This window comes from Clostridium amylolyticum (assembly GCF_900142075.1).
GTDB lineage: Bacteria > Bacillota > Clostridia > Clostridiales > Clostridiaceae > Clostridium_AA > Clostridium_AA amylolyticum.
This window is the reverse complement of record NZ_FQZO01000002.1, coordinates 368,211-390,147: the sequence shown is the minus strand read 5'-3', so window position 1 is coordinate 390,147 and position 21,937 is coordinate 368,211. Positions and strand designations below refer to the sequence as shown.

Here is a 21,937-nt window from a genome sequence, read left to right as displayed (position 1 = left end):
AATTATAAGGAAACTTCTTCTTCGCACCTAAAGCTTTGAAAGTAAAAGTAAGACGCTTTGGATGCTACGAAGAAGTAAGCGACCATTCCAAATCGAAGATTTGGAATGTCTGCTTAAAAAGAATATTTGGAGGGATACTATGCCATTAAATAAGAATATAAAAAAAGTATTAGTTATAGGATCAGGTCCTATTATTATAGGACAAGCTGCTGAGTTTGATTATTCGGGAACACAGGCCTGTGAAGCTCTTAAAGAAGAAGGTGTAGAAGTAGTTTTAATAAATAGTAATCCTGCTACCATAATGACAGATAAAGAGGTGGCTCATAAGATATATATAGAACCTTTAACTTGTGAATTTGTAGAAAGAGTAATACAAAAAGAAAGGCCAGACAGTCTGCTTCCAGGAGTAGGGGGGCAAACAGCTTTAAACCTCTCTGTGGAGCTATACGAAAATAGGATATTAGAAAAGTACAATGTAAGAGTTATTGGTACCTCCATTGAAGCTATTAAGAAAGGTGAAGATAGAGAACTTTTTAGAGAGGAAATGAAAAAGATAGGACAGCCTTCTATTGAAAGTGAAATAATCCACGATGTAGAAAGTGGAAAGAACTTTAGTGATAAGATAGGATATCCGGTTATTATAAGACCTGCTTATACGTTAGGCGGAACTGGCGGTGGAATAGCTAATAACGAAGAAGAACTGATAAATATATTACAGCAAGGGCTTCAGCTTAGCGCTATAGGACAAGTCCTTATTGAGAAGAGCGTTAAAGGATGGAAAGAGATAGAGTATGAGGTAATGAGAGATAGTAATGGTAACTGCATCACCGTATGCAATATGGAGAATATAGACCCTGTTGGAATTCATACTGGAGATAGTATAGTAGTAGCACCAAGTCAGACCTTGAGTGACAAAGAATATCAGATGTTAAGAACTGCTTCCATAGATATTATAAATGCCATAGGTATTGAAGGAGGTTGTAATGTACAGTTTGCATTAAACCCTCACAGTTATGAATATGGAGTTATAGAGATAAACCCTAGAGTGAGTAGATCCTCTGCGCTAGCATCTAAGGCTACAGGTTATCCCATTGCAAAGGTAGCGGCAAAAATAGCACTGGGCTATACTTTGGATGAAATTAAAAATGCAGTTACCCAAAAGACCTATGCATGTTTTGAGCCAGCTTTAGATTATGTGGTGGTTAAGATACCAAAATGGCCTTTTGACAAGTTCACCAATGCAGATAGATTTTTAGGTACAAAAATGATGGCCACAGGAGAGATTATGGCTATAGGAAGTAACTTTGAAGCGGCATTTTTGAAGGGGATAAGGTCACTAGAGATAAGCAAATATACTTTGGAACATAAGTCCATGAAAAAACTTACCTTGGAAGAGCTTAAAAGAAAGGTTATGTCCCCGGATGATGAAAGAATATTTGCTTTAGCAGAAATGATTAGAAGAGATTATAGAATAGAAATGATATCTCAAATTACAGGTATGGACAGCTTTTTTGTAAGAAAAATAAAAAATATTGTAGATAAGGAAGAAGAACTGAAGACTCACACCTTAGAAAGCTTGTCTAGAGATTATCTCCTTGAACTAAAGAGTATGGGATTTTCTGATAAAGGCATAGGAGATTTAATTAAAGAAAGTCCTGATAAAATATATGAACTGAGGAAAAGATGGAACATATATCCTGTTTACAATATGGTAGATACTTGTGCTGGAGAGTTTGAAGCTTTAACTCCATATTTTTACTCTACTTATAATACTTTAGATGAAGTAAAAGTAACAAGTAGAAAAAAGATAGTAGTAATAGGCTCCGGCCCTATAAGGATAGGGCAAGGCATAGAGTTTGATTATGCTTCAGTACACGCGGTAAAAGCACTGAAAAAAATGAATATAGAAACTATAATAATAAATAATAACCCTGAAACGGTAAGTACTGACTTCGATATATCAGACAAGCTTTACTTTGAGCCTTTAACAGAGGAAGAGGTATTAAACATTATTGACAAAGAAAAACCTTATGGAGTAATACTTCAATTTGGTGGACAGACCTCTATAAAGCTTGCTAGTTTTCTACAAGAAAAAAATATAAAAATATTAGGAACAACTTCGGAACAAATAGATATTGCAGAAAACAGAGAGAAGTTTGATGAACTTTTAGAGAAACTTAATATTGCAAGACCTAAAGGTATAGCAGTATGGAGAACGGAAGAAGGCTTAGAGAATGCTGAAACTTTGGGGTATCCTGTACTGGTAAGACCATCTTATGTTCTAGGTGGTCAGGGCATGGAAATTACCTACACTCCTGAAGAGCTTCAATATTATCTGGAGAATGCTTTTGAAAAGGATAAGAAAAATCCAGTGCTCATTGATAAATACCTTATGGGAAAAGAAATAGAAGTAGATGCCATATGTGACGGTGAAGATATACTCATTCCTGGAATTATGGAACATCTTGAAAGGGCAGGAGTACATTCTGGTGACAGCATAACCATGTATCCTACTCAAAATGTATCTAATGAAATAAAAGATAAAGTTCTAGAATACACTAAAAAGCTGGCTTTAGGTATAGGTATAAAAGGGATGATAAACATACAGTTTATAGAGTTTAACCATAGGTTGTACGTTATAGAAGTGAACCCAAGAGCGAGCAGAACAGTACCTTATATAAGCAAGGTTAGTGGAGTTCCCATAGTAGAATTAGCTACCAAGGTTATGATGGGAGAAAAGCTTAAAGTCCTTGGTTATGGGATAGATATTTATAAAGAGCCAAAACTAGTGGCTGTAAAGGTTCCGGTATTCTCCACACAAAAGCTTCCAAGGGTAGAGGTATCCTTAGGACCAGAAATGAAGTCCACTGGAGAAGTGCTAGGAGTGGGAAAGAATATATATGAAGCTCTTTATAAAGGCTTTCTAGCTGCGGGTATGAAACTTACAAGAAAAAAATCAAAGATACTTGCCACTATAAATGATCATGAGAAAGAAGAATTTGTGCATATAGCAAAAGAACTGCAAGAACTTGGATATACCTTTATATGCACAAAAGGTACATCAAACTATTTAAAATCTGAAGAAATAGATGCTAAAGAGATAAATAAAATTAAAGAAGACTCTCCTAATATCTTAGATATAATAAATAATCTAGAAGTGGATTTGGTGGTAAATACCCCTACTAAAGCCAATGACTCTCACAGAGACGGCTTTATAATAAGAAGAGCAGCCATAGAAAAGAATATAGAAGTTATAACTACTCTAGATACCTTAAAAGCTTTAGTAAAGGTAAGTAAAAGATATAGAAGTATAGAACAGTTGAAGGATGTAGATATATATAATATAATTTAGAATTAACAACTTAAAATGAAGGAAATCTTTCTGATGTTTTCATCAGAAAGATTGTGATTATATTTGTAATATGTCACTTTTTAGGTGTCTGAAACCTGAAAAGTGACATATTAATTATTTTATGAGAAAGTTACGTGGGGTAGCTATGGAGTAAAAACTTATTAAATCTTTAAGGAGAATGATTTTCTTATAATAATCAATGGAAATGTGAAGAAATAATCAGTATAATATAAGTTGTAGCAAGTATGCTGCTTTTTAGGAAGTGCTAGTAATATATAATTAACTTGGTGGTATGTTTATGAAATTATTATATGGAACAGGAAATGATGCAAAGCTTAAGAGTATGAGAGCTATGCTTAAAGGACTTAATTTAGATATTGTGGGATTAAAAGATATAAATGCATATGTTGAGTCTGTGGATGAAAAAGGCAGCAGCCCATTAGAAAATGCGAAAATCAAAGCGACAGCATATTATAAAGCATTACGAGTACCAGTATTCTCTTGTGATTCTGGGCTATACATAGAAGGACTTCCTGATAATAGACAACCAGCTACTTATGTTAGGCGGGTTAATGGTAAAACATTAAATGATGAAGAAATGATAGAATACTATACAAAGATAGCTTCAGAATTTGGAGGAGAAGTAAAAGCACAATATAAGAATGCAATTTATCTTATACTTAATGATAAGGATGCTTATGCATACGATGATAATAGCATATGCGAGAGTTTTATTATAACTTCAAAAGTTCATCCTAATAGAAGAAAGGGATTCCCTTTAGATTCTATATCTTTAGATATAAAAACCGGTAAATATTACATGGATATACAATTAAATAATAACATTGACGAAAATAAAATTTCTGATGGTTTTAGAAGTTTTTTTATAAAGAATATAAGTGAAATATCAAATAAATACTATAAATTTAATAACAAAGGAGAGTAGGTTATATGAAGTTAATATCATGGAATGTTAATGGGATAAGAGCTTGTGTACAAAAAGGCTTTTTGGACTTTTTTAAAGAAGTAGATGCCGATATGTTTTGCATACAGGAAAGCAAGCTTCAGGAAGGGCAGATAATGCTTGAACTAGAGGGTTATCATCAATATTGGAACTATGCTGTGAAAAAGGGATATTCAGGTACAGCTATATTTACCAAAATAAAGCCTATAAGTGTTCAATATGGAATAAATATCGAGGAACATGATCAAGAGGGAAGGGTTATAACCTTAGAGTTTGAAGATTTTTATCTAGTTAATGTCTATACCCCTAACTCTAAAGAAAAATTAGCAAGGCTTGATTATAGAATGCAGTGGGAAGATGATTTTAGAAACTTTTTAAAAGCTTTAGATGAGCTTAAACCTGTTATCTTATGTGGAGATTTAAATGTAGCCCATAAGGAAATAGACTTAAAAAATCCAAATAGCAATAGGAAAAATGCAGGCTTTACGGATGAGGAAAGAGGTAAGTTTACCACCTTTTTAGATTCAGGTTTTATAGATACCTATCGTTATTTCTATCCTGACAAGGAAGGGGCATATTCTTGGTGGACATATAGATTTAATGCCAGAGCTAATAATGCTGGTTGGCGTATAGACTATTTCTGTGCTTCAGAAAAGCTTAAAGATAGGCTGGTGGATGCTGCTATTCATTCTGAGGTATTAGGCTCAGACCACTGCCCTGTAGAACTGATTATTAAGTAAAAGGTGCTTGGCACCTTACGCTTGTAAATATATTGACAATGTATTACAATAATAGTGAAAATTGAATATATAACTGATTAGGTCTGATAAATTGAAGATATTTAAATATGCATAAAGATATCATTTAAATGTTTTGCTTATTTCATGGTATCAAAAAGCTATTTTCAAAGAATGAAAGGACATTTCAATTTATTAGTTAAAAGGGAACCAGGTTAGAATCCTGGGCGGTACGGCCACTGTATTTGGGGAGTTATTTCCGTTTCAAAAGCCACTGGAATAATTGTTAGTTTTAGAATTAAGACTAATATTTCTGGGAAGGCTGGAAAGAAGCTATGAACCATAAGTCAGGATATCTGCCTAATGAGTTTTGTGTTAGGGCCTTCCGAATAAGGGTTTCACACGTTGATACATAATCCATTCCTGTAAACTGTTAAATATTTGTATCGCGTACAATTTTTATAGCAGGTCTTAGCATGTCTAAGACCTGCTTTTTTAGGCCCTTAAATTAATGTTTAGGAGGTGAATATAGTTAAATTCTTCAACTATAAATGATTATGGGGGAGTAATATGAAATCTAATAAATTAAAAATAAAGTTCATGGGTTTAATGGCCGCATTAGTGTTTTTGCTTAACACACTATTTAGTATGCCATTAATAGCTAATGCAGAAAATATTAAGGTGAATATAGGCTCAGAGATAGAAAGTACTGCATTATATGTAAAGAATCTAAATAGATATAGTTTTACGGAAACCATGGCTTTAAATAAGAGCAATGAAAATATAGATTTAAGCAAACTAAATATATTGAATAAGTATAATAGTTTAAACACCTATTCCAGCAATGTTATAAATATAATTTCTGCAGGAGGAAACCCTTATAATTATAAAGGGGTTAACTATGTAGGGGAACTTGTAAAATCTCAGCAAAAAAGCGGATATTTCGTTGTAAACTCAGAGTTTGAAGATATATCAGCAGAGAATACAGCAAAGGCAATAATAGCTTTAGACATGGCAGGGGCACAGTATAATAAAGAAGCAGCAGTTAAAGCTTTAATGTCTCTAAGCAAAGCAAATAATAATGGAAAGAGCTTTGATGAGAATGTTAATGTCACTGCTTTATCCCTTATAGCTTTATCAGGCTATAAAAATGTTTCTGGTGCAGATAACCTAATTAAAGCTATTATTGAATATTTGAAGAAAGAACAGCTTTCAGACGGAAGCTTCGCAAAAAACTCTTTGGCTAATGATGACTTTGATGCTGAAGGTAATGTACAAGCTACTGCTATGGTAATACAGGCACTGAGCTCTTTAGGAATAAATCCTCTTTCTGAGGAATGGAGTAAAGAGGGCAAAAACCTTTTAGAAGTGCTTTTAAGCTTTAGAAAAGATGGGAAGTTTATTTATAATAGCAGCTATCCGTATACTTCTTCCGAGGCTAGCAACTCACTGGCATTAGGTGCGCTGCTAGATGTAAAAAGCGGAGGCTCCATATACAAATCTATAAGATACAATCCTAACAGAATACCTGCTTCTATTAGTGTGCAAGCATCTTCACCACAGCTTAAGCAGGGAAAATCATTAAAATTGGAAGCTAAGGTTTTTGATAAAGAAGGAACTGTAATATCAGGAGAAGATGTAATTTGGACAGTAGATGATGACAGTATAGCCTCTATAGATGCAGCTGGAACATTAAAAGCCCTAAAGCCAGGAAAAGTAAATGTATCAGCAGCTCTTAAAAAGGATAGTTCCATAAAAGCAAATAAATCTTTTGAAATAGCAGCTATAAAGCCATCTCGCATAAGTTTAGAACTTTCTAAAAAATCTATAACTGTAGGAGAAACTGTAAAGGCAAATATAGTGGTAAAAGATCAGGATGGGGATGTAATAAATCCAGTTCCTGAAGTGATTTACGAAGTAAAAGATTCATCAATTTTAACCATAAGCAAGGACAATGTATTAAAGGGTATTAAACCAGGAAAAACTACGGTAGAATATAGCTTAAAATCAGATTCTAATATTAAAGCAGCTGAAGAAGTTTTAGTTAAAGAGACAAGCACTTTAGAAGATATAAATGAAGAAGATAAAAAGTTAATTCAAACTAGAATAGAAGAACTTAAGGAATTATATGCTGGTGAAACGGTGGAAGCTTTAGCTCCTCTTGCTTTAAACAAAGTGGGAGCGCCAGAAAGTACACTAAACAGGGTATATGTTAAAACAGGAACCTCAGCATTGATTTATTCTCAAAATATCATAGCTCTTATAGGAGCAAATAAAGATCCATATAAGTATAAAGATAAAAGAGGTAATGTAATTAATTTTGTAGATCTTCTGCAAATGTCACAAAGGCCTAAGGGTGATGAATTTGAAGGAAAGTTTGTGGTAGGAAAATATTTGGATCCTAAATCTGCCATGAGCTTATCTTACTCTATCATAGCTTTAGAATTGGCAAAGGCAGAATACGATAAAGAGTTAGCTGCCAGGGCTCTTGAAGATATGATGAAAAAACAAAGTAATGAAGATTCTACCTATGATAAAGTAGAAGTGCAAGCTTTTGCCGTGCTAGCTTTATCCAGTCATGGTGACATGCCAGGGGTGAATGATACCATAGCATCGCTAATATCTAACATAAAATCAATGCAGCAAAAAGATGGAAGCTTTGGAGGGCTTAAACCTGCAAGAGCTATCTCTATGGTAATACAGGCTCTAGCTGCAAATAATATAAATCCTCTTTCACCAGAATGGACAAAAGAAAAAAATATGCTTCAGACTTTATTATCATACAAGGCTAACCCTAGATTAGGAAAAACCGTAGCAGGCTTTGCTGCCAGTCCTAATGGAAATATGGATTTAACCTCTACCTACTATGGTATGGCTGCTTTAGCAGATTTACTAAAGGGAGAATCTATATTTGGCATTAAAAACAATCTTGGCGGCAAGCCTATTGTAAATCCTGAAATCACTATTACAGGTGTGCAGGATAATAAAATCTATGATGGATCTGTAAACATTGAAATATCAGTAGATAAAGGTGAATGGAAGGCCTTCCTCAATGAAAAGGAATTTAATGGAGGGAAAGTTCAGGAAGCTGGAAAATACAATTTAAAAGTTGTGGCAGAAGCAGAAGGGATTAAAATTACCAAAGAGATAAACTTTATTGTAGACAGTTCTCCTTATGAGAATATTAAGGTAAGGATTGAAGGAAATAAAGGCACATTATTTAATAAAGAGGTTAAATCTAGTAAAGCGGATACTAATGCCTTTGATGTATTGGTTAAAGCCATAGGGGCAGAAAATATAGCTGGTTCAGGAACTCCAGGTGAGAGCTATTTTATAAATGCATTAATGGGAGAAAAAGCATCTGGTAATTTTGGATGGAGTTATTATGTTAAAAAAGGTATGGAAATAGACCAGCCAATGGTTTCCGTAGATTTATTTGAAAAAATAAAAGACTCTCAGGGTAAATTTAATTATGACGAGTTAGTGTTTTATATGACCCATTACGAATATGATGGTGAGTTTAGACTTTATACCAATATTCCTGAAATAAAAGTAAGGTCTGTAGAAAATCGTCATGAAATAAGCGTTATGTCAAAAGACTCAAAATTACCACTAAAAAATGTAGAAATAAATGTAGAAAATGTGGGTAAAGTAATTACTGATGATAAGGGTAAAGCATACTTTATGGCACCTGAAGGAATCTATAATATGACTTTAGGAAAAAGAACTGCTTCACACATAGAGGTAGTACCTAATGCATATACCTTATCACTTCCTGTAGCAGAAGAAGTGGCTGAGATAGAATATAAAGAAGAGCAATTAATAGAGATTTTGAAAGATCCATTTATTAGAGATATAAAGGTGGATTTAAAAGAAAATAAAGTAATATCTAAAGAAGTGTTTAAAAATTTACAGAATAAAAATAAAGAAATACAATTTACTTCAGGAGAGTTAACTTGGACTTTCAATGGACAAGATATAAGCTCAGAAGATATTAAAGATATTGATGTTACAGTAAGTTATAGCAGTAAAAATGATAAATCCATAAAAGAAAACTTTAAGGATGCTTATGTACTGTCCTTTGCGGAAAATGGAAGGCTTCCAGGAAAAGCAAAGATAAAATTAAATATAAAGGATAAAGTTGATTCTAAAAAGTTATTCTTGTACTACTATAATGAAGAAAAACAAAGAGCTGAAAAGATAGCAGGACCTCTAGTAGTTAATGGTGATGGTCTTGTGGAGTTTTATTTAGTGCATAACAGTGATTATTTCTTATCCTCCATAGATGGTGAAGCAGAAAAAGCAGATAAACTTTTACAGGTAATAAAAGAAGTTTCACAGCATTATTCAGGAAAAGATAAGTATACTTTTAGAAATATTATGGCTTTAAGACATTTATCTCAAGACATTAATATGGATACTAATATATTGAAAAAATATGTGGAAATTAAAGAGATAAGAAATCTTAGCACAGCTGTTCACAATGTTATATCCTTAGTAGCTGCAGGAGAGAATCCAAAGAACTATAAGGGTGTAAATTATGTGAAACCTTTAGAAAAAGCTCAAAGAGAAGATGGAAGGTTTTCCATAGAAGATGGAGATGAAATATGGCCAACGCTTCAAGCTTATGCCTTAATGGCTTTAGACATGTCTAATGGTAACTATGATAAAGAAAAAGCCGTAAGTGCTTTAGTAAACATGGCTAAGAATGGCTATTATGGAGATGTGGACTCCACATCTATGGTAATTACAGCATTAGCCCCCCATAAAGAAATAAAGGGAGTAAAGGAAGTTATAAGTTCCTCTCTGGATTTTATAAAGAAATCGCAATTAGAAAATGGCGGTTTTAGCTCTTATGGCAGTGAAAATCCATACACTATTTCAGCAGTAATACAAGCCCTTGTAGCAAATGGCGAAGATATTTACGGTGAAAAGTGGAGTAAAAATGGCATTAACACCATAGATGCTTTACTAAAATATAAAGAAGGAAATCATTTTATATATAAGTCAAGCTGGGGAGAAGATATTGAAATGGCTACAGAGCAAGCCTTCTCGGCTTTGGCAGACGCATATAAAAATAAGTCTATGTATCAAGAAATAAAATCTCAAAGTAATGATGAGTCTGAAAAGGAAGCTCCTATTATAAAAGATGAAGATACAAATCCTGATGATAATGAAAAGGAACTTGGAAATAACAACTCAGAGACAAATGTACCTAAGGATAAAAACAGTACCTCAAGCAATAAAGATAATTCCAATAATTCTACTGCTGGAGAAAATTTGCCTAAAACAGGAAGCAATTTAGATGGTAATTTTTTGATAATTATGTCTATATCCATTATTGCCTTAGGTGTATTAATGATGAGAAAGAAAAATAAAATAAGTTAGAAAGAGGGTGCCAGTCACGTGACTGGCACTTCATATGAAACTTCTTCTCCAGCCCTAAAGTTTTTAAATGTAAGAGAATGACGCTTTAGGGCTTACGAAGAAGTAAGCGACCATGCCAAATAGTAGATTTGGAATGTCTGCTTATCCACCAAATAACGTATTGCATTATTCTGCTTATTATGTTATTATAATTGAAGTTAATATGTATTGATATTTATAGTTCACACATTATTCAGGATTATATTATTCAACACATATAATTCTGAATAATGTGTGAATTTTCTTGAATAAGGATATTAATAAGCATGTTAAAGTAATTTTTTTGGAGGTATTTTTTATGAATCAAGGTACAGTTAAATGGTTTAATGCAGAGAAAGGTTTCGGTTTTATCGAAGTTGAAGGCGGAAAAGACGTTTTCGTTCACTTTTCAGCTATAGCTGGAGAAGGCTTCAAGTCACTTCAAGAAGGTCAAAAAGTAAGCTTTGACATAGTTGAAGGTCAAAGAGGAGAGCAAGCTGCTAACGTAGTTATATTATAAGACCAAAAAGCTGTTGATTTAAAATCAACAGCTTTTTTTAATTTATTATTTTCATTAATAAGTCATCAGCTTGAATGTTAGTAATATCTTTTATTAAAGCTATTTCGCTAACCAGTAGCTTTTTTGCTTTATCTAGAAGTTGTTTTTCTGTAGTGTTAAGAGGCTTAATATCGTTTATAAACATTAAATCTCTAACTACTTCTGCATTTTTTCTTAAAGAACCAGATTTAATTTTTTCTGTAAAAATTAAATTTCGCTCTTTTGCAGGAGCCATTTCGTCTTTATTTGTCTCCCCGTCATTAAGAGTTAGTAGTACATTTTTTAGCGTAGACTCATCATTAATTAATCTTAAGTCTGATGTAGATATCTTGTTTGTAGGAATCATTATTTTTAAATTATTGCTAGTTATTTTTATTATGTAATATCTTTGCATCTCACCTAAAAATTCTTTTTCTTCAATGGACTCAATTACTCCTGCCCCGTGCATAGGATATACAACCTTATCTCCAATCTGAAACAAACTATCCACCTCCATGGATTTAATAGTATCTTTATATAGTATATCACATTAATTAATTTTTTGCAAAATTTATATGTTATCATAAATCATATATGGTTGTCAATGGATTTTTTGTTGATTATATATTTGCTTTAATTTAATGAATATAATGAAATGTTTAAATATTAATATAATAATATAAAAAATTATTAAAATTATTTGATTATTTTTACTGAATTATTGACAGGGTTTAATATTTGGTGATAATATATAAGAAACGTTTATTTTATACAGATATGGTTAGCTAGAATTAGTAATAATTTGCTACAAAATTAAATGTAATGTATAAGATAATAATGAATTCTTTCATAAGGAGATAAAACATGCACAATCTATCCAATAGTATAGCTAAAAAATTAAATAATTCATTCTTTAGCTTTTTTAGATAGGTTTGTATTTATGATTTAATAAATTTTCATAGGTACAAACCATGAAGGGGAACTTCAAAATTTGTATCTATGATGGCTAAAGTAAATTTGTTGTGTAATAAAGAGCCATGTAGATTATTCTATGTGGCTTTAATTTATTTTTCTAAGCAATATTAAGGTCACAGGTAATGCTATGTGGCCTTTTAATTTTGCTAAGGAGGATAAACACATGAGTAAGTACATTGAAGAAAAGAAATTAAAAGGTAGAGAAAAGTTTTCAGGAAAGTTAGGGTTTGTGATGGCCTGTGTAGGAGCAGCAGTGGGATTAGGTAACGTATGGATGTTTCCATATAGACTGGGACAAAATGGTGGCGCCGCATTTTTAATACCTTATTTCTTGTTTGTGTTTGTGTTAGGTTCAGCAGGAATTGTCACAGAAATGGCTTTTGGAAGGTTTATGGCTAAAGGTTCTATGAGTGGAATCAGAAAAGCATTCAAAGATAAGAATTTAAAGGGAGGGAAGGTAATAAGCCTTATACCAACTTTAGGTCTTGCAGGTATACTTATATTTTATTCCGTAGTGGTAGGCTGGGTTTTGAAATATTTTTTTATAAGCTTAACAGGAGAAATCTATACCATAAATCCTTCAGAGTACTTTAATAGCTTTGTAGGAAGCAAAGAAACTATTTTATGGAATGGACTTGCGGTGCTGCTCACATTAATTATTGTAATAGCTGGAGTGTCTAGAGGAATAGAGAAGATCAATAAGATAATGATGCCATGCTTATTTATAATATTTATAGTATTAGCTATAAAATCCCTTACTCTCCCTGGAGCCTATAAAGGGGTTGCTTATCTTTTATATCCTAGATGGGAGAACCTTTTAGTAGCAAGAACCTGGATAATGGCTCTTGGACAAGCATTCTTCACCGTATCATTAACTGGTTGTGCTTTAGTGGTTTACGGAAGCTATACTGATAATAAGGTAGATCTTCCTTCTGCGGCTATACAAACTGCATTATTTGATACCTTAGCAGCTATACTAGCAGCTTTTGTAATAATTCCAGCAGTATTTGCTTATGGTCTAGATCCGGGAGCTGGCCCAGCGCTGCTATTCGTTACGGTGCCCACTATATTTAAGGCTATGCCTTTAGGAGGTCTTATAAGCACATTATTCTTTTTAAGCATCATATTTGCATCCTTATCTTCTTGTATAGTAATGCTGGAGGGTCCTGTAGAAGCAGCCATGAGCGAAATGAATATAAGTAGAAAAAAGGCTTCCATAATTATAGCTATAATATGTTTCCTATTGGGATTACCCATGGATTTAAATATGAATTTATTTAGTAAGTTTTCCGATTTTATTACCATTTACATAACTCCTATGGGAACCTTAATAGTGGCTATAACATTTTTCTTTGTAATTGGTTCCAAGGAAGCATTAAATGAAATTAATAAGGGTGCTGAGAAGCCTTTGGGAGAACATATCATACCTCTTATAAAATATGGATTTACAGCCACTACCTTTATAGTTATAATTCTAGGTGTAATTTATGGAGGCATTGGATAAATTCTATATATCAATATAAATTAACAAAATTCTAACTTATACAAAGGTGATTATGGAAATGTTTATATAGAATTAATATGCTTAATAGTGGTAATATATAGATATCTAAGATTCTTAAACAGGGATCTTGTCTTATCCATAGCTGTAATAAAATTTATATTTTAAAGGAAAGGATGTAGATTAAGTGGATTACAGAGAAATGTACAAAAACTGGTTAAATAATGAGTTTTTTGATGAGAAAACCAGAGCGGAGCTAGAAGCGATTAAAAGTGATGAAAAGGAAATAGAAGATAGATTCTATAAGGATCTAGAGTTTGGTACTGCTGGACTTAGAGGGAAAATTGGTGCAGGTACTAACAGAATGAATATGTATATAATATCCAGAGCAACTCAAGGACTTGCAGATTTTATAGTGGAGCAAGGACAAACTTATATGGATAAAGGTGTAGCTATTGCTTATGACTGCAGGCATTTTTCCAAGGAATTTGCTAAAAGAGCAGCATTAGTATTAGCAGCTAATAAAATAAAGGTCTACCTATTTGAGAGCTTAAGGCCAACACCAGTATTATCCTTTACAGTGGGGCATTTAAAAACTGCTTCAGGAATAGTGGTAACTGCTAGCCATAACCCTAAGGAATATAATGGATACAAGGTATATTGGGAAGACGCAGCTCAAATAGGACAAGAATATGCCGATGCCATTACAGAAAAAATCCTTAACATCCAAAACTTTGAGGACATTAAGGTTATGGATGAAAAAGAAGCGCTAGATAAAGGCTTGTTAACTATACTAGGCAACGAAATAGATGATATCTATGTATCAAAGGTAAAACCTTTAGCCTTAAGAGATGATATAGATAAGGATATAAAGGTAGTTTATACACCTTTAAATGGAACAGGAAATGTATTAGTTAGAAGAGTGCTTAAAGAAAGAGGCTTTACTAACATTACAGTAGTCCCTGAGCAGGAAAATCCAGATCCTAACTTTACCACAGCTCCTTTCCCAAACCCAGAAGATCCAAGAGCTTTTGAATATGCAGAAAAGCTAGGACAAAAAATAGGAGCAGAGCTTCTTCTTGCTACAGACCCAGACTGCGACAGACTAGCTATAATGGTTAGGGATAGAGATGGAAAGTATGTTTCCTTTAATGGTAACCAAACTGGAGCAATGTTAGTTAAATATGTAGTGGAAGGAAGAAAAGATACAGGAAAACTTCCTGCAAACTCATTTATAGTTAAGTCCATAGTTACAGGAGATTTAGGTAAAGCTATAGCAGAAAAATATGGAGTTAAGACCTATGAAGCTTTAACAGGTTTTAAAAATATCTGCGGAGTAGCTAATGCTTTGGAAAAGAGTGGCGATAATAAATTTGTATTCGGATATGAAGAAAGTATAGGATATGTAACTGGTGACTTTGTAAAGGATAAAGATGGAGTTATATCTTCCATGATGCTTTGCGAAGCAGCAGCTTATTATAAAAAACAAGGAAAAACTCTAATAGATGTACTAGAAGAAACTTATAAGGAATTTGGTTATTACAGAGAAAAGCAAATATCCTTAGTTTTAGAAGGCATAGAAGGCAGCAGAAGAATAAGCAGGATGATGGAAGTATACAGAAATGAATACCCAATGAATATCAATGGCCTAAAGCTTGTACAATATGTTGATTATAAGATTGGTAAAGATACTAATGTTATCACTGGAGAAACTTCACAAAGTGAAATTCCATCCTCCAACGTATTAGAATTCACCTTAGAAGATGGCTCCTGGTATGCAGTAAGACCATCAGGTACAGAGCCTAAAATAAAGCTTTACCTATATTCCAAGGCAGAAACTGCCAAAGAAGCAGAAGAAAAAATAGCTTCCATGGAAAGCGTAGTGCTAGCTAAACTTAAATCCGTAGAATAAAGTCAGGTGTCAGTCACGTGACAAGTGACAAATAAAAAAAAGAGAATAGCCTTGTCTATTCTCTTTTTTACGAGAAAATAAGGCAGGAATTTATTTATGAAATATACAATTTTACTTATAGTTATATATTTAGCTTTTATAAGTCTGGGATTACCAGATGGGGTATTTGGTGTGGCGTGGCCTGATATGCGTGTGGACTTTTCTATGCCTTTAGCTACTGCAGGTATGATTTCTATATTTGTTATGAGCTTTTCAGCTATTTCAAGCTTTTCCAGCGGAAGAATTCTTAAAAGGTTTGGTACTGGAAGGGTTACTTTTATAAGCTGCCTGATGACAGGACTTGCCTTATTAGGATATTCTAAAGCACCTTCCTTTGCTTGGCTTATGGTTATGACCCTTCCTTTAGGGCTTGGCCAAGGCGCTGTAGATTCAGGGCTTAATAATTATGTAGCCAAAAACTATTCCTCTAGGCATATGAGCTGGCTTCACTGCTGTTGGGGCATAGGAGCTTCTTTAGGACCCTTTATTATGACAAAAACCTTAGCAGCTAATAAGGAATGGAGAAGTGGTTATGTTACTATAGCAACTATGCAGCTTATCCTAGCTGCAATATTTTTAATGAGCTTAAAGCTATGGAAGAGTGAAGAAGCTCCAAAGCTTGTGGAATCTCATAAAACATTAGAAAGAGGTAAAACCTCTATTTTAAAATCAATTTCTCCATGGCTTGGGATTTTAATGTTTTTCTTTTACGCAGGAACGGAGTATTCCGTGGGATTATGGGCTAATAGTATGTTAGTGGAATCAAGAAATATCCCTAAAGAAATTTCAGGACTCTGGATTTCCTATTACTATGGAGCTTTAATGCTTGGTAGATTTGTTACGGGAATAATAGTAAACAAGCTGGGAAATAGAAAGGTCATTAGATTAGGGATTATGATAGCCGTTTTAGGAGCTATACTATTATATATTCCTCTAGGCTCTGCTGTTACCATGTCAGCACTTATGCTCATAGGCTTTGGGTTTGCTCCCATATATCCCTGCATGATGCATGAAACTCCTAGAAGATTTGATGAAGATACCACTAAGACCTTGATAGGATATCAGGTGGGAGCAGCCTGCATTGGAGGCTCAGCATTATCCGCCAGTCTAGGGTTAATATTTTCTAAAACCTCTTTAGAAGCTTTAGCACCTAGCTTGTTAGTTCTTCTCTTAACTATGGTTTTCATTAGCGAATGGCTAAACAAAAGAACTGTATAAAATGGCGAGAATTATGCTATTAATTGATAGGATGTTTTTGAAACATAAAAATGATAAAAATAATAGCAAATATAGTATTAATTATTATGTACATTTTTTTGTTATGGATATTTTTCTTCTTTATATCTAAAAGTAACCGAATAATAAATATAACCACAATAGAACTATAAAATATATCATGAAATCACCCTTTTAAAAGAATACGTAGAATAACTTAGTGAAAATTATTTCCTAAAGATAAGATTTTTAAATATTGGATATACTAAAACATCCTATAAATGTATATAAATAGAATTCTATGAAACAATATAAAATCCTTCTACTATAAAATATTTTTAGTAAAAATTTAAAAAGTTTTCAATAATTAATTATATTGGTTATGAATTTGTTTGGAAATGTTTTTACTAATTCACATAATGAGAAATCGTAATATTATAAGAATAAGTGCATTTACATAAAGTTACATTTATGCTATCATATATCCAATAGGAGAGTGTATCTAGGGTTCCGATCTATTATTTAATAGATGTTTGGTCCAAGCGATACAGGATTTTAATCTACACTTTTAGGAAAAAAGCCTAAAGGACGAGTCTCAATGAGATTTGTTCTTATGGCTTTATTTTTTTACACAAAATTTCAGTAAAGCTCAATAATAATTCGGACTAAAAGGAGGGAAAGAAATGAGCATAATTAAAGTTGATAATCTATGTAAGACCTTTAAGGTAAAAACCAAAGAAGAGGGATTTAAAGGAAGTTTAAAGTCAATTTTTTTGCCTAATTATAAGGAAATTCAAGCAGTAAATAATATTTCCTTTGAGGTAGAAAAGGGAGAAATATTAGCTTTTATTGGCCCTAATGGAGCAGGAAAATCTACTACCATAAAAATGCTAACAGGGATATTGTATCCATCTTCAGGAGGTATTGAGGTCTTAGGCATGAATCCTTCAACAGAAAGGAAGGATTTATCCTATAAAATTGGGACAGTGTTTGGTCAAAAGTCTCAACTATGGTTTCACTTACCTCCTTTAGACAGCTTTAATTTACTGGGAAGCATTTATGAAATAGATAAGCCAAAGCTCAAAAGGAGAATAGACTTTCTAAAGGAAGTTTTTGAGATAGAAGATTTAATGGATATACCCGTTAGAAAATTGTCTTTAGGTCAAAGAATTCGCTGTGAAATAGCTGCGTCCATACTCCATGAGCCAGAAATAATATTTTTAGATGAACCTACTATAGGGTTAGACGTGGTGGTTAAGCAAAAGATTAGAGACCTTATACTTAAACTCAATAAAGAAGAAAAAACCACTATATTCTTAACTTCTCACGATGCTGGAGATATTGAGCAGCTATGTAAAAGGGCCATAATAATTAATCATGGTGAAGTAGTGCTCAATGAAAAGATAAAAAGTCTGAAATATGATTATTTAAACAAAAAGGTTATTCACATTAAATATCAGGAAGAGGTTAATCTAGAAGGAATCTCAGCTAATATTATCAAGAACAAAGGTAATGCTGTAAAAGTCCAAGTGGATACATCCCGTGAGGATATAGAGGAAGTGCTGACTACTCTTATAAAATGTGGAAGGGTAAATGATATAACCATATCAGAACCACCAATGGAGGAGATAATATCTCATATTTATCTTCAAAATAAGGGGGTGAGATAAATATGCAAACTCTTCGTAAGTATGGTGAAATATCTAAAATCACCATGGCTAATAGCCTAGTGTACTTTTGGAATTTTCTAAGTAAAAATATATTTTTGGTATTTATATTATTTATATATTTAATGCTATGGAAAAATATCTATTCTCAAAAGGGCAGCATAGTAGGAGGATTAACTTTAAACCAGATGATTTGGTATCTGATAGTTACTGAACTAGTGACTCTTTCTAGGACAGATATTCATATTCAGGTTAATGAGGATGTAAAGACAGGGAATATAGCTTATTTGTTAAACAAGCCCTATAACTATGTTTTATATTGCTTTTCATATTATGTAGGAGAGATAGGCATAAAGCTTTTTACCAATGGAATTATAGGTATATCCATAGGATTAATGTATGTGGGAAAGCTGGAAAACTTTAATTTTGCCCACTTGCCTTTTATATTTTTATCCTTATTAGCAGGGTGCTTTATTAACTTTTTCATTTATATAATATTATCTCTAAGTTCCTTTTGGTTTGAAGAAAACAACGCTTTTTTCTGGATATATTCTAAGCTTATTTTTACTTTAGGGGGAATGCTTATGCCTATAGATCTCTTTCCAAATTGGTTAAAGTCACTGAGTGGGTACCTTCCCTTTGCTTATGTCACCTATGTTCCAGCAAAGTTAGCGGTGGATTTTTCCTTTTCTAATTTTTATCAGCAGTTTATTATCCAAATAGTATATTTAACTATATTTTTCTCATTAGCTATGATTTTATATAGAAAGGGGGCTAAGAATTTAAATGTTAATGGAGGTTAAAAAGAGCTTAAAGCTCATGTCTTATTATTTTAAATTTAATATATCTTCCGCTATGGAATATAGAGTTAGCTTTCTTATACAAAGCATAGGAATGATCATAAATAATTCAGCCTTTATATTCTTTTGGTGGATATTATTTAATAATGTAAATACCATTGGAGGATATGGATTTAAAGATGTTATGATGCTATGGGCATTATCTTCTACCAGCTTTGGTATGTGCTTTGTGGTTTTTGGTAATATAAATCAAATTACTAGGATGATTTTAAATGGAGAGCTGGATACTTATTTACTTCAGCCTAAAGATCCTCTTATTAACATTATTTGCTCCAAAACCATAGTATCCGCTTGGGGAGATACTTTATATGGAATAATATTATTTTTCTTTATAAAGGGCATTAATATTAAAATCTTCTTATTATTTTTATTATTTTGTATTACTGGTGCTATTATGTTTTCTTCAGTGCTCATAACCATACATTCCTTAAGCTTTTATACAGGAAATACAGAAGGCTTGGCTCAGCTAGTTACGGAGTTTCTAATAAGCTTCAGTATTTATCCTGAAGGCATATTTAAAGGAGGGATTAAGTATATACTGTATACCATAATTCCCGCTGGTTTCATGGTATATATACCAGCTAAGGTTTTTAATGACTTTAATATTTCAAGGATTTTCGCCGTATTAGCAGCAGCATTAATATGGATGTGTATAGCTTATATGATGTTTTACAAGGGTCTTAAAAAATATGAGTCAGGAAATCTTATACTAAATAAGCTTTAATAATGGATATGTACCATTGCTATTATATAGAAAAGTTCCAAAGTTTAGGATACATTGAGAAATATGAGTTTTTATATATTAATAAAGTTAATATATACTAATTTTAAAAGTAGTATAAAAATATTTGAATATATAGTAAAATTTATATATTGTCATCCCAATTAATAAGTAAAGGATGAGGGTATATTAATGAAGAAACGTATTATAATCATTTCTATGATTTTGTTAGTACTTGTAATAATTGCAACAATATGTAATAGCGATAAGACATTAGCTAAATTAAATTCTCCAGATTCTACCTATCAACTAATAATTAAATATAATCCTCCTTTTTTAAAAGGAACCTTTAAGATATCTATTTATTATAAAGAAAAAGGTTCACTAATAAAAAAACACTTAACTGATACGAATATTTTTTATGATGGAGCATACTTAACTGATGAAAATTATCATATTACATGGGAAGATAACAAAGCTACTTTAACTCTTACTGGAGATTCTAATATAGGAAGTAAGAAGTTTATAATAAATTTAGCAAATTCACCTAAAATGACAGAAGTTAAATAATTCAAAAAAACAAATAGAAGGTATGGATAATTTCGAAATCTCATACCTTCTAATTACTTTAGATTTATAATAGTACTTTTAAAATATCTTCCCAGGATTCAATATGTTATTAGGGTCAAAGGTGGATTTTATTCCTCTCATAAGGTTTAAGGTAGTAGGGCTTAGGGACTGATTAAGGTAGGGCTTTTTAGCAAGTCCTATTCCGTGTTCTCCAGATACTTGCCCTCTGAGTTCTCTTTGTTTTTTATACATGTCTTCCATTACTTCTTCCAGTTTCCTTTGCCATACATCTTCAGTTAATTCATCCTTTAATATATATACATGGAGGTTTCCATCACCAGCATGTCCGAAGCTTCTTAGCCTTATGCTATGCTTTTCTTCTAATTCATGTACATATTTTATAAAGTCAGCTACCTTATTTCTTGGGACAACTACGTCCACCTCATCCATTTCCGAGGTGTCTGCTTTTATGGCTTCTAGAAATACTCCCCTAGCACTCCAAATGGCTTCTTCTCTTTGTTTAATGTTGGAAATATATACATCAAAAGCACCTTTTTCTAAACAAAGCTTGGCTACATCTTCATAGTCTTTTTCTATTTCTTCTATGGTGTTACCATCAAACTTTAGTAACAGATAGGCATCAGAACTGTTATCGGGAAATTTCTTGCCCAAAAATTTTTCTGCTGCCACAATTACTTCACGCTGCATAAATTCTATGGCAGTAGGAATGGATTTAGACTTTATTATTTCAGGTACTGTGCTGATAGCCATATCTAAGTTAGGAAAAGGTATTAAAAGGCTCATGACCTTTTTAGGTAGAGGAAGAAGCTTTAGTATGGCTTTTGTAACTATACCTAAAGTCCCTTCAGACCCCACCATAAGATCTTTAAGAGCATAGCCAGAGCTATTTTTAACTATTTTACCCCCCAGCTCTATGATTTCTCCTGTAGGCAAAACCACTTCCAGCCCTCTTACATAATCTCTAGTAACACCATACTTTACAGCTCTCATACCGCCTGCATTGGTACTTATATTTCCTCCTATGGTAGCGGTTTTCTCCCCAGGGTCTGGAGGGTAAAACAAATTAAGTTTTTCCACATACTTACCTATATCCAGAAGTAGAACCCCTGGCTCTACGGTTAAGGTAAGGTTTTCTGTGTCCACCTCTAGTATTTTATTCATTTTTGTAGTATCAAGAAGTATTCCACCATAGATAGGTACGGCTGACCCTACCAAGCCTGTACCTGCACCTCTAGGGGTTACGGGTATCTTATTTTCATGGGCATATTTCATTATTTTTGATATTTCTTCCGTGGTTAGAACTTGAATCACAACCTCAGGCATTTTTTTAGTAGCACTTAGTTCATCGTGGCTATAATCTTCATTTATATTTTCTCCATGAAACACTCTTTGTTTATCCTGAATTATTGAGAGTATATATTCTATATCCTTATTATCTATCTTTTTGTAATCCATATAT

Annotated in this window: 14 protein-coding genes and 1 riboswitch; of the genes, 12 read left to right on the top strand and 2 right to left on the bottom strand. The window is 32.8% G+C overall.

Going from position 1 to position 21,937, the window contains the following annotated elements:
• The first annotated feature begins 139 nt into the window (after nt 1-139).
• The 5 genes from carB (at nt 140) to BUA82_RS06360 (ending at nt 10,979) form a co-directional block, all read left to right on the top strand.
• The gene (carB, locus tag BUA82_RS06380; RefSeq protein WP_073005766.1) at nt 140-3,352 is read left to right on the top strand and encodes a carbamoyl-phosphate synthase large subunit; all 3,213 of its coding nucleotides are present in this window, start codon (nt 140-142) and stop codon (nt 3,350-3,352) included.
• Nucleotides 3,353-3,650: 298 nt separating this feature from the next.
• On the top strand, nt 3,651-4,298 hold the full coding sequence (locus tag BUA82_RS06375) for a non-canonical purine NTP pyrophosphatase (protein WP_073005764.1): 648 nt from the start codon (nt 3,651-3,653) through the stop codon (nt 4,296-4,298).
• A gap of 5 nt (nt 4,299-4,303) precedes the next feature.
• Entirely contained in the window at nt 4,304-5,056 is a 753-nt protein-coding gene (locus BUA82_RS06370; protein ID WP_073005762.1) for an exodeoxyribonuclease III, read from the top strand.
• A gap of 159 nt (nt 5,057-5,215) precedes the next feature.
• A riboswitch (cobalamin riboswitch) is annotated at nt 5,216-5,431 on the top strand.
• Nucleotides 5,432-5,623: 192 nt separating this feature from the next.
• Entirely contained in the window at nt 5,624-10,441 is a 4,818-nt protein-coding gene (locus BUA82_RS06365) for an Ig-like domain-containing protein (protein WP_073005759.1), read from the top strand.
• Nucleotides 10,442-10,778: 337 nt separating this feature from the next.
• Nucleotides 10,779-10,979 (top strand): cold-shock protein, encoded by a 201-nt coding sequence (locus BUA82_RS06360; protein ID WP_073005757.1) that lies wholly within the window; start codon nt 10,779-10,781, stop codon nt 10,977-10,979.
• A gap of 37 nt (nt 10,980-11,016) precedes the next feature.
• On the opposite strand, the gene BUA82_RS06355 is transcribed toward BUA82_RS06360, so the two are convergent.
• Nucleotides 11,017-11,508 (bottom strand): CarD family transcriptional regulator, encoded by a 492-nt coding sequence (locus BUA82_RS06355; RefSeq protein WP_242948938.1) that lies wholly within the window; start codon nt 11,506-11,508, stop codon nt 11,017-11,019.
• Nucleotides 11,509-12,135: 627 nt separating this feature from the next.
• Between BUA82_RS06355 and BUA82_RS06350 the strand changes: the two genes are divergently transcribed.
• The 7 genes from BUA82_RS06350 to BUA82_RS06320 all read left to right on the top strand — a co-directional run bounded on the left by BUA82_RS06350 (nt 12,136) and on the right by BUA82_RS06320 (nt 20,457).
• Nucleotides 12,136-13,476, top strand: a complete 1,341-nt coding sequence (locus BUA82_RS06350; RefSeq protein ID WP_073005754.1) for a sodium-dependent transporter — start codon at nt 12,136-12,138, stop codon at nt 13,474-13,476.
• Nucleotides 13,477-13,660: 184 nt separating this feature from the next.
• Nucleotides 13,661-15,385 (top strand): phospho-sugar mutase, encoded by a 1,725-nt coding sequence (locus BUA82_RS06345; protein WP_073005753.1) that lies wholly within the window; start codon nt 13,661-13,663, stop codon nt 15,383-15,385.
• Between the two features lie 96 nt (nt 15,386-15,481).
• Nucleotides 15,482-16,642: an MFS transporter gene (locus tag BUA82_RS06340; RefSeq protein WP_073005752.1), complete on the top strand. Its 1,161-nt coding sequence runs from the start codon at nt 15,482-15,484 to the stop codon at nt 16,640-16,642.
• 680 nt (nt 16,643-17,322) lie between these two features.
• The gene (locus tag BUA82_RS06335) at nt 17,323-18,309 is read left to right on the top strand and encodes an ABC transporter ATP-binding protein (RefSeq protein WP_073005750.1); all 987 of its coding nucleotides are present in this window, start codon (nt 17,323-17,325) and stop codon (nt 18,307-18,309) included.
• Between the two features lie 2 nt (nt 18,310-18,311).
• A complete protein-coding gene (locus tag BUA82_RS06330) occupies nt 18,312-19,109 on the top strand; it encodes an ABC transporter permease (protein WP_073005749.1) in 798 nt (265 codons plus the stop codon).
• The gene (locus BUA82_RS06325; RefSeq protein WP_073005747.1) at nt 19,093-19,890 is read left to right on the top strand and encodes an ABC transporter permease; all 798 of its coding nucleotides are present in this window, start codon (nt 19,093-19,095) and stop codon (nt 19,888-19,890) included. The genes BUA82_RS06330 and BUA82_RS06325 overlap by 17 nt, the downstream gene beginning before the upstream one ends.
• 189 nt (nt 19,891-20,079) lie before the next feature.
• A complete protein-coding gene (locus BUA82_RS06320) occupies nt 20,080-20,457 on the top strand; it encodes a hypothetical protein (protein WP_073005745.1) in 378 nt (125 codons plus the stop codon).
• Nucleotides 20,458-20,535: 78 nt separating this feature from the next.
• Here BUA82_RS06320 and BUA82_RS06315 read toward each other — a convergent pair whose 3' ends face one another.
• Entirely contained in the window at nt 20,536-21,933 is a 1,398-nt protein-coding gene (locus tag BUA82_RS06315; protein ID WP_073005743.1) for an FAD-binding oxidoreductase, read from the bottom strand.
• Nucleotides 21,934-21,937: the final 4 nt, after the last annotated feature.

What these genes read in the sequence shown, in the direction of transcription:
- carB (WP_073005766.1), top strand. Translation starts at nt 140, where the DNA reads ATGCCATTAAATAAGAATATAAAAAAAGTATTAGTTATAGGATCAGGT.
- BUA82_RS06375 (WP_073005764.1), top strand. Translation starts at nt 3,651, where the DNA reads ATGAAATTATTATATGGAACAGGAAATGATGCAAAGCTTAAGAGTATG.
- BUA82_RS06370 (WP_073005762.1), top strand. Translation starts at nt 4,304, where the DNA reads ATGAAGTTAATATCATGGAATGTTAATGGGATAAGAGCTTGTGTACAA.
- BUA82_RS06365 (WP_073005759.1), top strand. Translation starts at nt 5,624, where the DNA reads ATGAAATCTAATAAATTAAAAATAAAGTTCATGGGTTTAATGGCCGCA.
- BUA82_RS06360 (WP_073005757.1), top strand. Translation starts at nt 10,779, where the DNA reads ATGAATCAAGGTACAGTTAAATGGTTTAATGCAGAGAAAGGTTTCGGT.
- BUA82_RS06350 (WP_073005754.1), top strand. Translation starts at nt 12,136, where the DNA reads ATGAGTAAGTACATTGAAGAAAAGAAATTAAAAGGTAGAGAAAAGTTT.
- BUA82_RS06340 (WP_073005752.1), top strand. Translation starts at nt 15,482, where the DNA reads ATGAAATATACAATTTTACTTATAGTTATATATTTAGCTTTTATAAGT.
- BUA82_RS06335 (WP_073005750.1), top strand. Translation starts at nt 17,323, where the DNA reads ATGAGCATAATTAAAGTTGATAATCTATGTAAGACCTTTAAGGTAAAA.
- BUA82_RS06330 (WP_073005749.1), top strand. Translation starts at nt 18,312, where the DNA reads ATGCAAACTCTTCGTAAGTATGGTGAAATATCTAAAATCACCATGGCT.
- BUA82_RS06325 (WP_073005747.1), top strand. Translation starts at nt 19,093, where the DNA reads ATGTTAATGGAGGTTAAAAAGAGCTTAAAGCTCATGTCTTATTATTTT.
- BUA82_RS06320 (WP_073005745.1), top strand. Translation starts at nt 20,080, where the DNA reads ATGAAGAAACGTATTATAATCATTTCTATGATTTTGTTAGTACTTGTA.
- BUA82_RS06315 (WP_073005743.1), bottom strand. Translation starts at nt 21,933, where the DNA reads ATGGATTACAAAAAGATAGATAATAAGGATATAGAATATATACTCTCA.